This is a genomic window from Streptomyces sp. NPDC004752 (assembly GCF_053601275.1).
Genome location: NZ_JBSGBN010000187.1, coordinates 1 through 14,416, shown reverse-complemented (window position 1 = coordinate 14,416; position 14,416 = coordinate 1). Strand labels below are relative to the sequence as shown.

Annotated in this window: 12 protein-coding genes; 5 read left to right on the top strand and 7 right to left on the bottom strand. The window is 71.1% G+C overall.

The genetic code is table 11. The annotated features are described in order from the left end of the window. The 6 genes from sepX to galU form a co-directional block, all read right to left on the bottom strand. On the bottom strand, positions 1-1,150 hold a 1,150-nt coding region (gene sepX / locus ACWEKM_RS42835), incomplete at its 3' end, for a divisome protein SepX/GlpR (protein ID WP_451626720.1). Between the two features lie 186 nt (positions 1,151-1,336). Next, positions 1,337-2,017 (bottom strand): GNAT family N-acetyltransferase, encoded by a 681-nt coding sequence (locus ACWEKM_RS42830; protein WP_451626719.1) that lies wholly within the window; start codon positions 2,015-2,017, stop codon positions 1,337-1,339. Between the two features lie 17 nt (positions 2,018-2,034). Further along, positions 2,035-2,583, bottom strand: coding sequence for a MogA/MoaB family molybdenum cofactor biosynthesis protein (locus tag ACWEKM_RS42825; protein WP_451626718.1), 549 nt, complete (start codon positions 2,581-2,583; stop codon positions 2,035-2,037). Next, the gene (gene moaC / locus ACWEKM_RS42820; protein WP_451626717.1) at positions 2,580-3,059 is read right to left on the bottom strand and encodes a cyclic pyranopterin monophosphate synthase MoaC; all 480 of its coding nucleotides are present in this window, start codon (positions 3,057-3,059) and stop codon (positions 2,580-2,582) included. The genes ACWEKM_RS42825 and moaC overlap by 4 nt, the downstream gene beginning before the upstream one ends. Positions 3,060-3,208: 149 nt before the next feature. Continuing rightward, entirely contained in the window at positions 3,209-4,531 is a 1,323-nt protein-coding gene (gene glp / locus ACWEKM_RS42815) for a molybdotransferase-like divisome protein Glp (protein WP_451626716.1), read from the bottom strand. 4 nt (positions 4,532-4,535) lie between these two features. Continuing rightward, complete coding sequence (gene galU, locus ACWEKM_RS42810; protein WP_451626715.1) at positions 4,536-5,438, bottom strand: UTP--glucose-1-phosphate uridylyltransferase GalU; 903 nt, start codon at positions 5,436-5,438, stop codon at positions 4,536-4,538. 79 nt (positions 5,439-5,517) lie between these two features. Here galU and ACWEKM_RS42805 point away from each other — a divergent pair, with 79 nt between their 5' ends. Beyond that, positions 5,518-6,153 (top strand): 5-formyltetrahydrofolate cyclo-ligase, encoded by a 636-nt coding sequence (locus ACWEKM_RS42805; RefSeq protein ID WP_451626714.1) that lies wholly within the window; start codon positions 5,518-5,520, stop codon positions 6,151-6,153. Between the two features lie 98 nt (positions 6,154-6,251). On the opposite strand, the gene ACWEKM_RS42800 is transcribed toward ACWEKM_RS42805, so the two are convergent. Further along, on the bottom strand, positions 6,252-9,068 hold the full coding sequence (locus ACWEKM_RS42800) for a penicillin acylase family protein (protein ID WP_451626713.1): 2,817 nt from the start codon (positions 9,066-9,068) through the stop codon (positions 6,252-6,254). Positions 9,069-9,333: 265 nt separating this feature from the next. On the opposite strand from ACWEKM_RS42800, the gene ACWEKM_RS42795 reads away from it, so the two are divergent. The 4 genes from ACWEKM_RS42795 (at position 9,334) to ACWEKM_RS42780 (ending at position 13,878) form a co-directional block, all read left to right on the top strand. Further along, positions 9,334-10,842, top strand: coding sequence for a potassium/proton antiporter (locus tag ACWEKM_RS42795; protein WP_451626721.1), 1,509 nt, complete (start codon positions 9,334-9,336; stop codon positions 10,840-10,842). A gap of 376 nt (positions 10,843-11,218) precedes the next feature. Next, positions 11,219-12,511: an MFS transporter gene (locus ACWEKM_RS42790; protein WP_451626712.1), complete on the top strand. Its 1,293-nt coding sequence runs from the start codon at positions 11,219-11,221 to the stop codon at positions 12,509-12,511. A 67-nt stretch (positions 12,512-12,578) separates the two neighbouring features. Then, complete coding sequence (locus tag ACWEKM_RS42785; RefSeq protein WP_451626711.1) at positions 12,579-12,941, top strand: FmdB family zinc ribbon protein; 363 nt, start codon at positions 12,579-12,581, stop codon at positions 12,939-12,941. 103 nt (positions 12,942-13,044) lie between these two features. Beyond that, the gene (locus ACWEKM_RS42780; protein ID WP_451626710.1) at positions 13,045-13,878 is read left to right on the top strand and encodes an S-methyl-5'-thioadenosine phosphorylase; all 834 of its coding nucleotides are present in this window, start codon (positions 13,045-13,047) and stop codon (positions 13,876-13,878) included. Positions 13,879-14,416 lie beyond the last annotated feature (538 nt).

The window sequence follows — 14,416 nt, the reverse complement described above, 5'->3', positions numbered from 1 at the left end:
CGGCCGCCAGCTTGTCCTCCGCGGCGTGCGCCGGCTCCTCCGGGGCCGCGCCGGACGCGGCCCGCTCCGGCTCCTGCTCCGTGGGCATGGAGCTGGAGCGCGCGGAGCTCCATGCATCGGGCGCCGCCAGGTCCACATCGGACGTGGCCCGGGGCGCGACCGGCGCGGTCACGTACGTGGGCAGCGGCACCGGCACCGGGTCCCAGCTGTCGCCGTGCCCGGGGCGCTGCTGCCGCTCACGCTGCTGGTCGACCCATTCGGCGTGGTCGGTCTGCTCGACGAGGGCACGTCGGTCGGCGGCGAGCGCGGAGAGCCCGGGGTCGGTCTCCGGTTCCGGTCCCTCGTCCGGTTCGTCGGCGACGGCGCCCGGGTCCTGGGGCGCGCGTCGGCGCGGCTGGCGTTCCCTGAGCCGCTGCGCCGCGGCCTCGGCCCGGCGCCGGTCCATCTGGTAGGCGAACCGGCGGCGTTCCTGGGTGCGCAGATACGCGATGTACGCGCTGAGCAGGACGGCCGGGACGCCGGGCGCCCAGAGGAAGGCGAGGCCTCCGACGGCGGCGACGATCGCGCCGAGTGTGAAGGCGAGGAAGAGCACCACCGTGGTGCGCCGACGACGCGCGAGCACCTTCGAGCGCCGGGCGCGCGCCGCGGCGGCCTGCGCCGAGGGGGCGCGCCGCGCGGCCGGGACGCCCCGCTGCGCGGGCGCGGACGCGGGCGCAGACGGGGACTTGACCGCCGGTGCGGAAGGGAACTCGATCGCGGGCGCGGAACGGGAGTTGGCCGCGGGGACGGACGGGGACTTGGCCGCGGAGGCGGAAGGGGGCTTGGCCGCGGGGGCGGGCACCTCCGGATCGGCCTGCGCGCGCGCCTGGCGGCGCAGCGGAGGCATGGCAAAGGCCCGGACGTCCACCGAGTCGGTGGCGGCGCCGGGTGCGTCGGTGTCGGGCTCCTCCTCACGGGCGGAGCGCGACCGCAGGTCCTTGGCGTATCGGCGCTCCATCCCCGCCCGTCCGGACAGCAGCCGGATGGCGGTGCTGAAGCGTTCCGTCGGACGGGCCTCGTTCAGCTCGTCCTGCCTACGGAGCCACATCGGCACCAAGTAGGCGGCCCAGGCCCCGACAATGACTGCGTAGATGAGGCCGCTGCTGCTCACGCCTCACACGGTAGAGGGGTTTGCGTGAGGCCATCCGCCAATTGGGCCGGTGTGTCGCACGATCTGGCTGATATTTCCAGCTTTTTTTACGACCGATGCGATCAGCAGACCGCCGTTGCCGAGAATTCAATGCCCGAAGTCGGTCATCCGCCGATCATTATCGAACATGCATTCAATTTTTTCGGGCTACCCGGGATTCCCCGGGGTGTTCTGCGGATTCCGGGGGGCGCTCTGACCGCTCCGACCGCTCGGCGCGCTCCCGTTGTCCGTCGTCTGCCGGGATCGTGCCCGCTGCCAGCGCACGAGCAACCCCTCGGGCACGTCTTCCGCGGTGAGCGCGAAGACGAGATGGTCCCGCCAGGCCCCGTCGATGTGGAGATAACGGGGTCGCAGCCCCTCCGCACGGAATCCGAGTTTCTCCACGACCCGGCGGCTGGGCCGGTTCTCCGGGCGAATGCAGACCTCGATGCGGTGCAGACCGACGGTGCGGAAACAGTGGTCCACCACGAGCGCCACGGCCGTCGGCACCACACCACGGCCTGCCACCGCCTCGTCCACCCAGTAACCGATGTGGCCCGAGCACATGGATCCCCAGGTGATCCCGGCGACCGTCAACTGCCCCACCAGCCGCCCCTGGTACTCGATGACGAAGGGCAGCATCCGGCCCGCGTTCGCCTCGGAGCGCAGATGCCGGACCATCTGGCGGTAGGTCGGCCGGTGGATGATCGGCCCGCTGGGCGTGGGCGGCGGAATGGTCGCCTCCCAGGGGCGCAGCCAGTCCCGGTTACGCCGGTTCACCTCGCGCCAGGCCCGCTGGTCGCGCAGCCTTATCGGCCGGAGGACGACATCGCCGTCCGCCAGCACCACGGGCCAGGATGGGCTGTTCAGCTCGCACCCCCGGGATGTCTGGATTGGCCGTGGCCGGTCGGGGAGGGCGCCGCCTCCGGCCGGGGGTGGTCGCCGCCGCGGATCTGGTCGACGGCGTGGACGAGCAGCGGCTCAAGGACGGCCAGGCCGTCCTTCACCCCGCCGCTGGACCCGGGCAGGTTGACGATCAGTGTCCGGCCCGCCACTCCTGCCAGCCCCCGGGAGAGCGCCGCGGTCGGTACCTTCTGACGGCCGAACGCCCGCACGGCCTCCGCGATGCCCGGCACCTCGTGGTCGATGACCTCGCGGGTGGCCTCGGGGGTGCGGTCGGTGGGCGAGATGCCGGTGCCCCCGGTGGTGACGACGACGTCATAGCCCGCGTCCACCGCGGCGCGCAGGGCGGCGGCGACCGGGTCCCCGTCGGGGACCACCTGCGGGCCCTCGACGGCGAAACCGAGGCGCCTCAGCCCGTCGGCGACCAGCGGCCCTCCCCGGTCCTCGTAGACGCCGGCGGCCGCCCGGTTGGAGGCCGTGACGACCAGCGCGCGGTAGGCCCCGGCGATCACGTCCGGCTCCAGTCGCCCGACTTGCCGCCCGTCTTCTCCTCCACGCGTACGTCCGTGATGACCGCTCCCTTGTCGACCGCCTTGACCATGTCGATCACGGTGAGGGCGGCCACCGACACCGCGGTGAGGGCTTCCATCTCGACGCCCGTGCGGTCCGTCGTCTTCACCGTGGCCACGATCTCGACGGCGTCGTCCGCGACCGACAGGTCCAGTTTCACACCGGACACCGACAGCGGGTGGCACAGCGGGATCAGGTCCGGAGTGCGTTTGGCGCCCATGATGCCCGCGATGCGCGCGGTGGCCAGGGCGTCGCCCTTGGGGACTCCCTCACCGCGCAGCAGCTCGATCACCCGGGGCGAGACGAGGACGCGGCCGCTGGCACGGGCGGTGCGCGCGGTCACGTCCTTCCCCGATACGTCGACCATGCGGGCCGCGCCCGCGTCGTCGATGTGCGTCAGTCGGTCCTGCGTACTCATGCTGTGTGGCGCTCCCGGTCGGGCCCGTCGCGATGCGGCGCACGGGTGTGTCGTGCGCGACACGGTACCGCCAACTCGGGGTGCGCACCGGAGCAGGACCGGGGTCCCGGGCCCCGTCCGGCCGAGTGGTGCCGCGATGCCGGGCCCGCTCAGCCGAGCGGGATCACCTCGACCTCACAGCCCGGTTCGACGGACTCCACGTCCTCGGGGACGACGATCAGCGCGTCGGCGTGCGCCAGGGCGGCGATCAGATGGGATCCGGCGCCGCCCACCGGCGTCACCGCACCGTCGGCGTATCTGCCCCGGAGGAACTGTCTGCGGCCCTTGGGGGAGCTCAGCGCCGCGTCCGCCGCGAGGGTCGCCCGGACCCGGGGCCGGTGGACGTCGGCGAGCCCCATGAGGGTGCGGATGGCGGGGCGGACGAACAGCTCGAAGGAGACGTACGACGACACGGGGTTGCCGGGCAGGGCCAGCAGCGGCGTGTGATCGGGGCCGACGGAGCCGAAGCCCTGGGGCTTGCCGGGCTGCATGGCCAGCTTGCGGAACTCGACGCCGCCGCCCGCCCCGTCCGCGTCGCCCACGTCCGCCAGCGCCTCCTTGACGACGTCGTACGCCCCGACGCTGACGCCGCCGGTGGTGACCAGCAGGTCGGCGCGGATCAGCTGGTCATCGATCGTGGTCCGCAGCGTCTCGGCATCGTCGGCGACAGCGCCCACCCGGTAGGCGAGGGCTCCGGCGTCGCGGGCGGCGGCGGTGAGGGAGAAGCTGTTGGAGTCGTAGATCTGGCCGCCGCCGAGCGGTTCGCCGGGCTGGACGAGTTCGCTGCCGGTGGACAGGACGACCACGCGCGGGCGCGGGCGGACCCGTACCGTGCCGCGGCCGATGGCGGCCAGCAGGGCGATCTGCGACGGGCCGAGGACCGTGCCGGCCTCCAGGGCGCGGTCGCCGGCCTGCACATCGCTGCCCTTCGCGCGCACGTGCGCGCGTGGCTCGGCGGAGCGGTGCACGCGCACCAGCCCCGCGGCGCCCTCCGGGGCCAGGCCGCGGGCGCGCATCCCGGTCACCGGGCCCTCGCCGAGGCCACCGTCGGTCCACTCCACCGGTACGACGGCCTCCGCGCCGGGCGGCAGCGGGGCGCCGGTCATGATGCGGGCGGCCTGGCCGGGGCCGATCCGGACCGGATCGGCCGCGCCGGCCGCGACGTCCCCGACGACCTCCAGGACGGCGGGGAACTCCTCGCTCGCGCCCGCGACATCCGTGACCCGCACCGCGTACCCGTCCATGGAACTGTTGTCGAACGGCGGCAGCGAGACCGGCACCATGACGTCGTCGACGAGGACACAGCCCTGGGCGTCGAGGAGTTGCAGCTCGATGGGCTCCAGAGGGCGGACGGTGGTGAGGATGTCCTCCATGTGCTCGTCCACCGACCACAGGTGGTCCGGGTCGGGGAGGCGGGTCGCGGCGCTGCTCAAATCGCTACATCTCCTCGGCTACGTAACTGCGAAGCCAGGTCCGGAAGTCCGGGCCCAGGTCTTCACGTTCGCATGCGAGTCTGACAATGGCACGGAGGTAGTCGCCGCGGTCGCCGGTGTCATAGCGGCGGCCGTCGAAGACGACGCCGTGCACGGGACCGCCGACCTTCTCGTCCAGGGCGAGCTGCTGGAGGGCGTCGGTCAGTTGGATCTCGCCGCCGCGGCCCGGCTCGGTCCGCCGCAGTATGTCGAAGACGTGCGGGTCGAGGACATAACGGCCGATGACCGCGTAGTGCGACGGCGCGTCCGCCGCGTCCGGCTTCTCGACCAGGCCGGTGACCTTGACGACATCGCCGTCCTCGGTGGTCTCGACGGCCGCGCACCCATAGAGGTGGATCTGCTCGGGCGCGACCTCCATGAGCGCGATCACACTGCCGCCGTGCCGCTCCTGGACCTCGATCATGCGCTGGAGCAGGGGGTCGCGCGGGTCGATCAGGTCGTCGCCGAGCAGGACGGCGAAGGGCTCGTGGCCGACGTGCGGAGCCGCGCACAGCACGGCGTGGCCGAGCCCCTTGGGGTCGCCCTGGCGCACGTAGTGCATGGTCGCGAGGTCGCTGGACTCCTGGACCTTGCCGAGCCGTTCGGCGTCGCCCTTCTTCTCCAGGGCGGACTCCAGCTCGTAGTTGCGGTCGAAGTGATCCTCCAGTGGGCGCTTGTTGCGCCCCGTGATCATGAGGACGTCATCGAGCCCCGCCGACACGGCCTCCTCGACCACATACTGGATCGCCGGCTTGTCCACGACCGGCAGCATCTCCTTGGGAGTGGCCTTGGTGGCCGGCAGGAACCGGGTGCCGAGACCTGCTGCGGGGATGACAGCCTTGCTGATCCTGGGGTGCGACTGAGTCATGCCCGCAACCTTATCCGGTGCCCCTATAAGGAATCTGTGGCTCCGATTAACACGCTCTCATATGAGCACATGAAGAAGGATGCGAGAACGATCCGTGGAACACGAGGGCCCTACGGCCGAGTCTGACAAGCGAACGTTGCGGCGCGAGCTCCTCACGGTGCGGAACAGGTTGACGGCGGATGACGTCGCGGAGGCCGGTGCCGCGCTGGCCGAGCGCGCGCTGGAACTGCCCGAGCTGGCCCGGGCGCGCACGGTGGCCGCATACGTCTCCGTCGAGAGCGAGCCCGGCACCCCGACGCTGCTGGACGCGTTGCACGCGCGGGGCGTACGCGTCCTGCTGCCCGCCCTGCTGCCGGACCACGACCTGGACTGGGGCGCGTACGCCGGGCAGGGCTCCCTCGCGCGCGTCCGGCACGGCGGACGGATGGCGCTGTTCGAGCCCGCGGGAGACCGGCTGGGCCCGGACGCCGTGACGACCGCCGACGCCGTGCTGCTGCCGGGCCTCGCGGTGGACGCGCGCGGGATGCGTCTGGGCCGCGGCGGGGGCTCGTACGACCGCGTGCTGGCCCGTCTGGAACGCGCGGACGCGCACCCCGCCCTGGTGGTGCTCCTGTACGACACGGAGGTCGTCGAGCGCCTCCCGGCACAGGCACACGACCGGCCGGTGCACGCCGTCGTCACGCCGTCAGGCGTGCGCCGGTTCACACACCCCTGACGGCGACCGCCAGGAAAACCCCAGAAAGCGGACGAGGGGCCTTCCACGCGCGCGTGGAAGGCCCCTCGCTGTGCTGTCAGCGCTGTGCTGTCAGCGCGTCACGGCTTGAGCACCAGGGTGTCGCTCGTGCTCTTGTCGACCGCCTCGCCGGAGAACGACCAGGGCAGCAGATCGCCGTTGGCCCACTTGTCGGTCTGGTCGGTGTAGTGCGCGCTGTAGGCGTGGCCCGAGGCGCCCGTGAGGTTGATCCACTTCGACTTGTCGAGGTCGGCGAGGTTGACCACCATCCGCATGGACGGCACCCACATCGCCTCGTAGCCGCCAGCGGCGTTCCAGCCGGTCGCGTTGACCGTCGCCTCGCCGCCGCCGAGCTTCCAGGGGCCACGGTTGAGGGCGTACTGAAGGAAGCCGGGGCCCTCGGTGCCCAGGGTCTGGTTCTTCAGGAACAGCCGGTGCAGCCGGCCCCAGCTCCAGGTGTCGATGTCCTTGCCGAGCTTGGAGGTCAGCTCCCAGCGCGCGTCGATCATGGCGCGGGCGAACAGCTCGTCGCGGTTGTCGGCCGCCGGCCGCTTGCCCGTCCTGGAGGCCGGCGTCTTCCACCAGTCGCTGTCCGGCTTGTCCAGGAGGGTGCGCACCACCTCGAACCAGCGGTCGCCGCCGTCCGGCTGGGCCTGGTCGGCGTCGCGCTCGCCGCACTCACGCACCTTGGTGTCGTCGTCCACCGGACCGGTGCTGTCGATCTTGTCGACCCACAGGCACTGGCCCTTCACACGCAGCTCCTTGGGGAGCTTGTTGCCGAAGGCGAGCTTGAGGATGTTGCGCCACACCGCGTTGAAGTAGGCCGCCGCCGCGGAGTCGGCGTCCTGGGTGTAGTCCCAGCCCTCCAGCAGCCGCTGGGCCTCGCGGACGTCCTTGTCGTCCAGGTGGATCTTCAGCAGCTTGGGCACGAGCAGCTTGGCGATCTCGCTGCTGTTGTCGAGCTGCATCTGGCGCATGTCGTCGGTCGAGATCTTGCCGCCGCCCTTGATCTTGGACTCGATCAGGTCCGTGATCCGCTGGCTGCGGGTGCCGTAGCCCCAGTCGGCGGTGAGCGTGTAGCGGTACTTGTCCTGGTCGACGGCGGCCTGGTTGGCGGTGACGATGTAGCCGCGCGCGGGGTTGTACTCGTAGGGCAGTTCGTCCTGCTTGATGTGGCCGGTCCAGTCGTACTTGGAGTCCCAGCCCGGCACCGGGACGGAGCCGTCGACGCCCTTCGCGCGCGTGGGGATCTTCCCGGGCAGTGTGTAGCCGATGTGGTTCTGGGTGTCGGCGTAGATCAGGTTCTGCGAGGGCACGTCGAACAGGGCTGCGGCGGCCCGGAAGTCCGCCCAGTCCGTGGCCCGGTCCATGGCGAAGACGGCGTCCATGGAGGTGCCCGCCTCCAGGGCGGTCCACTTCAGGGCGATTCCGTAACCGTCGCCGCGGTCGGGGGCGGCGGTGTCGACGGTGGCCTTCCTGCCGACCTTGACGAGGTCGTCGTCGCGGTCCGAGAGCAGCGGCCCGTTGTTGGTCTCGCGGACGACGATCTTCTTGGACGTGCCGCCGGCGACCTTGATGGTCTCCTCGCGGGTGGTGAAGGGCTTGACCTTGCCGTCGTACAGATAGCCGCTGCCGGTCAGCTTCTCCAGGTAGAGGTCGGTGACGTCGACACCGGAGTTGGTCATGCCCCAGGCGATGTCGCCGTTGTGGCCGATTATCACGCCGGGCATGCCGGCGAAGGTGTAACCGGTCACGTCGTACTGGCACTTGGCGGAGACGGTCCGGCAGTGCAGGCCCATCTGGTACCAGACCGACGGCAGCGAGGCCGACAGGTGCGGGTCGTTGGCGAGCAGCGGCTTGCCGGTGATCGTGTACTTCCCGGACACGACCCAGGAGTTGGAGCCGATGCCCTGGCCGTTCACGCCGACGGCCGTGGGAAGGCCGTCCAGGACCTGGTAGAGGCCCGACAGCTGGCTCGTGAGGCCCGATCCGGCCGTGGAGGTACCCGTGGAGCCCTCCGTGCCCGTGGAGACGCCCGTACCCGTCGTACCGGTCGTACCGGTCGTGCCTGTCGTACCCGTCGTGCCCTGTGTGCCGCTCGTGCCGCCGCCCTGCCGGAACGCCTGGGCCAGCTCGTCGTACTGGCCCTCCTGGACGATCGCCTTGTTACGGCTGTAGGGGTACTCCGGGTACAGGTCCTTGATCTGCTGCGGGCCGAGGCGGCTGGTCATCAGGGCGCGGTCGATCTCGTCCTGCATATTGCCGCGCAGGTCCCAGGCCATCGCCTTGAGCCAGGAGACGGAGTCGACCGGAGTCCACTTCTCGGGCTTGTAGTCGTTGGTGAACCCGAGGGCGGCGTACTCCAGGGAGATGTCCTTGCCGTCCTTGCCGTCCAGGTAGGCGTTGACACCCTTGGCGTATGCCTGGAGGTACTTCTTCGTGGAGTCCGACAGCGTGGTGTCGTACTCCTTCTCGGCCACCCGGTCCCAGCCCAGGGTGCGCAGGAATTCGTCGTTCTTGACCTGGTCCTTGCCGAACATCTCGGACAGCCGCCCGGACGTCATGTGCCGGCGCACATCCATCTCGTAGAACCGGTCCTGCGCCTGGACATAGCCCTGCGCCATGAACAGGTCCGCGTCGGAGGAGGCGTAGATCTGCGGGATGCCGTGACCGTCCCGCTTCACGTCGACCGGTCCGGACAGGCCGTCGAGCGTGATCGACCCCTTGGTCTGCGGGAAGGACGCGCGCACGGTGCTGATCGACCAGTACGCCCCGTAGGCGACGCCTCCGACGATGGCCAGGACGAGCACCAGCACGAACAGTCGGGCTCTGCGCCCCTTCTTCCTGCCGGACTTGCCGGGCCGGGCAGCCGCTGTGGCGGTGGTGTTGGGGGGCATCGCTGTCCTTGCTGTCCTAACGCGAGCGGCAGGTCGGGCTGTGACTTTGAATGAGCGCTGGAGCAACCATAGGCGCAGGGCCCCATGGCACTTGACCCGGAGTCGGGAACCAGCGCGGACTGGCGTTCGATCTTGCCTCGCTCAGCGTCAAGAAAGCGTCAAGAGTTAGGTAAGGTAATGAAGTAGTTGGGTGCGGTGTGCCGCAGCCTCGATCGTGTGTACGTGAGCGTCGCGCCCCTCGCGCGCGAGCCGGTGAAGGGATGCGCTGCTGACTGTCGAACACCTCAACCAGCTCCTGCTCGTCTGCTCCCTCGTCCTGCTCGTCGCCGTGGCGGCGGTCCGGATCTCCTCGCGCAGCGGGCTCCCCAGCCTGCTCGTCTACCTGGGGATCGGCATCCTCATGGGCCAGGACGGCATCGCGAAGATCCACTTCAGCGATACCGAGCTGACCCAGGTCATCGGGTACGCGGCCCTGGTCGTGATCCTGGCCGAGGGCGGTCTTGGCACGAAGTGGAAGGAGATCAAGCCCTCGCTGACCGCCGCCTCCACGCTGGCTCTGTTCGGCGTCGCGGTGAGCGTCGGGGTGACGGCGTCGGCCGCGCACTTCCTGGTCGGGCTGGAGTGGCGGCAGGCCCTCATCATCGGGGCGGTGGTGTCCTCGACGGACGCGGCGGCGGTCTTCTCGGTGCTGCGCAGAATTCCCCTCCCCGCGCGCGTGACGGGCACGCTGGAGGCGGAGTCCGGCTTCAACGACGCCCCGGTGGTCATCCTGGTCATCGCCTTCTCCGCCGCGGGACCGGTCGAGCACTGGTCCGTGCTGCTGGGCGAGATACTCCTGGAGCTGGCCATCGGCGCGGCCATCGGACTCGCCGTGGGCTGGCTCGGCGCCTGGGGTCTGCGGCATGTGGCCCTGCCCGCCTCGGGCCTCTACCCGATCGCCGTGATGGCGATCGCGGTCGCCGCCTACGCGGCCGGCGCCCTGGCGCACGGCAGCGGCTTCCTCGCGGTCTATCTGGCCTCGATGATGCTCGGCAACGCCAAGCTGCCGCACTGGCCCGCCACCCGCGGCTTCGCCGAAGGGCTCGGCTGGATCGCCCAGATCGGCATGTTCGTGCTGCTCGGTCTGCTGGTCACGCCGCACGACCTGGGCGACGACTTCCTGCCGGCCCTGGTCATCGGCCTGGCGCTGACCATGGTTGCGCGTCCGCTGAGCGTGGTGCTCAGCCTGGCGCCCTTCCGGGTGCCGTGGCGGGAGCAGGCCCTGATGTCCTGGGCCGGGCTGCGCGGCGCCGTGCCCATCATCCTGGCGACGATCCCCATGGTGAACGGCGTCGAAGGCAGCCGCCGCGTCTTCAACCTCGTCTTCGTCCTGGTCGTCGTCTTCACCCTGGTGCAGGGGCCGACGCTGCCCTGGCTCGCGCGCACACTGAAGCTCGGCGACGGAACGGAGGCGGCCGACCTCGGCATCGAATCGGCGCCCCTGGAGCGGCTGCGCGGACATCTGCTGTCCTTCGAGATCCCCGAGGGTTCGCGGATGCACGGCGTCGAGGTGGGCGAGCTGCGTCTGCCGGCCGGGGCCGGGGTCACCCTGGTCGTGCGCGAGGGGAAGTCGTTCGTACCGATGCCGACGACCGTGCTGCGGCACGGGGACGAGCTGCTCGTGGTCACCATCGACCCCGTCCGCGACGCCGCCGAACGCCGGCTGCGCGCGGTCGACCAGGGTGGCAAGCTGGCCGGGTGGCTGGGCACGGACGGCGCGGGGGCGGGACGCTGAGCGGCGTCAAGGGTGGGTTCGCCCCGGGGGCCGAGCGTGCGTTAAGGATGCGTTTCGTACGGTCCACACCTCCGCCAACCCCAGGCGAACGCACCTGGTGGTGCGCGAATTCACAGGTGTACGACTCATTGACCTCTGTACGATGAAGGCATCCCTAGATCGAACCAACCCTGATCGAACCAACTCTGTCTGACGCAGAGCTGGCGCGACCGTATGGCGGCCGGACGCCCCGAGAGTGGGCGTCGGCATCTACCGCAGTCCCGCGCAAGAGGACAGCTCTCGGCGCCCCCGCGAGGCGCGTGAACCGAAGGAGCGCGCTCCGAAGGTGAACGGCCCGGCAAGGGTCGCGCTACCAGGCGGCAGAAAGGCACGGACCGTGGCGTCCACGGTCACCACCGAGCCGTCGGAGCACCCGACGGCACCGTCCCGCCCGGGATACGGGCAACTGCTGCGCACGCGCGGCGCCTGGACGTTCCTGCTCCCCGGCTTCGCGGCGCGCCAGCCGTTCGCGATGCTCACCATCTCCATCGTGCTGCTCGTACAGCACACCACCGGCTCATACGGTGCCGCGGGCGCCGTCGCGGCCACCACCGGCGTCTCCATGGCGCTGTTCGCCCCCTACAGCGGGCGCCTCGCCGACCGCTACGGCCAGCACGCGGTGCTGATCCCCGGCGTCCTCGTGCATGCGCTGTCGGGTGTGTCCCTGACGGCGCTCGCCCTGTCGCACGCGCCCCTGTGGGCGCTGTTCGCGGCGGCCGTGCCGACCGGCGCCTCGGTGCCGCAGGTCAGCCCCATGGTGCGCGCCCGCTGGGGCGTCAGGCTCCAGGACTCCCCGCTGCTGGCCACCGCCGCGGCCTTCGAGTCCGTCACGGACGAGCTGACCTTCGTCGTCGGCCCGCTGCTGGCCACGGCCCTGTGCACGACGGTCGACCCGGCCGCGGGCCTCGTCACGGAGGCCGCCCTGACCCTGCTCGGCGGTCTGCTGTTCGCCGCGCGCCGGAGCACCCAGCCCCCGGTGACCGACGGCGGCCACGCGCGCGTGCCGAAGGCGTCCGCGCTGCGCGTCCCCGGTGTGCGCGTACTGATCGTGACGTTCGTCGGCATCGGCTCCGTCTTCGGCGGCATGCAGGTCTCGCTCGCCGCGTTCAGCGAGTCGATCGGCGAACCCGGGCTGAACGGCGTCCTGTACGGGACCTTCGCGGCGGGCAACATGCTCTCCGGCGTGGCGTGCGGCGCCATCGCCTGGAAGTCCGCCCCGCAGCGCCGCCTCGTGATCGGCTACACGGCGCTCGCGCTGACCGCGTCCGCCCTGTGGACCGCCCACTCGGCGTTCCTGCTGGCCGGGCTCGGCCTGCTGGTCGGCATGTGCATCGCGCCCGCCCTGATCACCGGCTACACCCTGGTGGAGAACCTGGTCGCGGCCGGTTCCCGCACCGAGGCGTTCACCTGGCTGACCGGCGCGATCGCGCTCGGTCAGGCGTCCGCGGTCACCGTCGCGGGTCAGCTGGAGGACCGTCTGTGGGACGGCGCCGGATTCCTGGTACCGCTGGGCGGCACGCTGCTCGCCCTGGTCACCCTGCTGGCACTGCGTTCCCGGCTGGTTCCCCCGCCCCGACCCCGTACCGTCGCACGTGGCGTCGGTCACCGCTCACCGGCCACGGTGGACTGATCGACGGGAATACGTCACTATGGACCGTCGTTAGCACTCAACGAGTGAGAGTGCCAGGAGGAAGACAGTGCCCACCTATCAGTACCAGTGCACCGAGTGCGGCGAGGGCCTTGAGGCGGTGCAGAAGTTCACCGACGACGCCCTGACCGAGTGCCCCAACTGCGGTGGCCGCCTGAAGAAGGTGTTCTCCGCGGTCGGCATTGTCTTCAAGGGCTCCGGTTTCTACCGGAACGACAGCCGCGGTTCCTCGTCGGGCAGCAGCCCGGCCTCGAAGCCCAGCGCGTCCGGGTCCTCGGACTCCTCGTCCGACACGAAGTCGTCGTCTTCCTCGGCGCCCGCCTCGTCGGCGTCCTCGTCTTCCTCGGGGTCCTCGTCGTCCTCGTCCTCGTCGAGCTCCGCCGGGAGTTCGGCCGGAAGCTCGGCCGCCTGAGACTCGTCCCAGCAGACCCCGCCGTCACCCGACGGTGGGGTCTTCGGCGTCCCTGATCGGCGCCGCTTCCGTGGCGTTTTCACCGCCAGCTAGGGTGCTCGTCATGGCGAACGCGGAGATCGGCGTAATAGGCGGCTCGGGCTTCTACTCGTTCCTCGACGACGTGAGCGAGATCCAGGTGGACACGCCCTACGGCGCGCCCAGCGACTCCCTCTTCCTCGGCGAGATCGCGGGCCGGCGGGTTGCCTTCCTGCCCCGGCACGGCCGCGGCCACCACCTGCCGCCGCATCGCATCAACTACCGGGCCAACCTCTGGGCCCTGCGGTCGGTGGGCGTCCGCCAGGTCCTCGGCCCCTGCGCGGTGGGCGGTCTGCGGCCCGAGTACGGGCCCGGCACACTGCTCGTCCCGGACCAGTTCGCGGACCGCACGAAATCGCGGGCGCAGACGTACTTCGACGGGCTGCCGCTGCCCGACGGCACCGTGCCGAACGTGGTGCACGTCTCCCTGGCCGACCCCTACTGCCCCACCGGGCGGGCTGCCGCGCTGAAGGCCGCCCGCGGCCGGGACTGGGAACCGGTGGACGGCGGCACGCTGGTCGTGGTGGAGGGGCCGCGGTTCTCCACCCGCGCCGAGTCGCTGTGGCACCAGGCCCAGGGCTGGTCGGTGGTGGGCATGACCGGCCACCCGGAGGCGGCGCTCGCCCGCGAACTGGAGCTGTGCTACACGTCGTTGACGCTGGTGACCGATCTCGACGCCGGGGCGGAGAGCGGCGCGGGGGTCTCGCACGACGAGGTGCTGCGGGTGTTCGCCGCCAATGTGGACCGGCTGAGGGGCGTGCTGTTCGACGCGGTGGCGGCGCTGCCGGAGAACGCGGCACGGGACTGCCTGTGCGTCGGCGCGCTCGGCGGGATGGATCCGGGGTTCGAGCTGCCGTAGGTGATGGTCGGGGGCCAGCCGCGGTAAGGCGTGGGGGGCGTGCTGTCGTGACGGAACGTCACGTTCGGGTGGAACTTCCTGTTCGGGCAGAACTTCACGTTCCGGCGGAACCTCAGGTTCGGGCGGAACTTCACGTTCGGGTGGGCGAGTTGTCCACAGTCCGTCCGTGGTCCACCGGCTCCGGCGGGCGGCGGCGCGAGGCGTCATCGTGGCATCGCAAGCCGATTCCGCGCCGCAGGTGGTGGTCCTCATGCCCGTCCCTCCCCCGCACTTCTCCCAGCAGTCCTCTGCTTCCTCGCCCTCCTCGCCCTCCTCGCCCTCCTCTCCCCCGTTCTTCCCCTCGCCGTCGCCGTCCCCTGCTTCCCCTCCGGCGCCCCTCTCCTCCGCCCCACCGTCCTTTCCACCTCCGCCTCCGCTTCCCGTGCCGCGCCCGCTCGGCACCGACGCGCCCGCCACCTGCGAGGTCCCGCAGTTCCCGCCGGTGCGGGTGCGCGGCGGGCGGTACGGGCTGCAAGGGCTGGTCCGGCACCGCAGGCGG

Coding starts and splice junctions, on each gene's coding strand:
- moaC (WP_451626717.1), bottom strand. CDS start 3,059: ATGAGTACGCAGGACCGACTGACGCACATCGACGACGCGGGCGCGGCC.
- galU (WP_451626715.1), bottom strand. CDS start 5,438: ATGACTCAGTCGCACCCCAGGATCAGCAAGGCTGTCATCCCCGCAGCA.
- ACWEKM_RS42805 (WP_451626714.1), top strand. CDS start 5,518: ATGCGAGAACGATCCGTGGAACACGAGGGCCCTACGGCCGAGTCTGAC.
- ACWEKM_RS42800 (WP_451626713.1), bottom strand. CDS start 9,068: ATGCCCCCCAACACCACCGCCACAGCGGCTGCCCGGCCCGGCAAGTCC.
- ACWEKM_RS42780 (WP_451626710.1), top strand. CDS start 13,045: ATGGCGAACGCGGAGATCGGCGTAATAGGCGGCTCGGGCTTCTACTCG.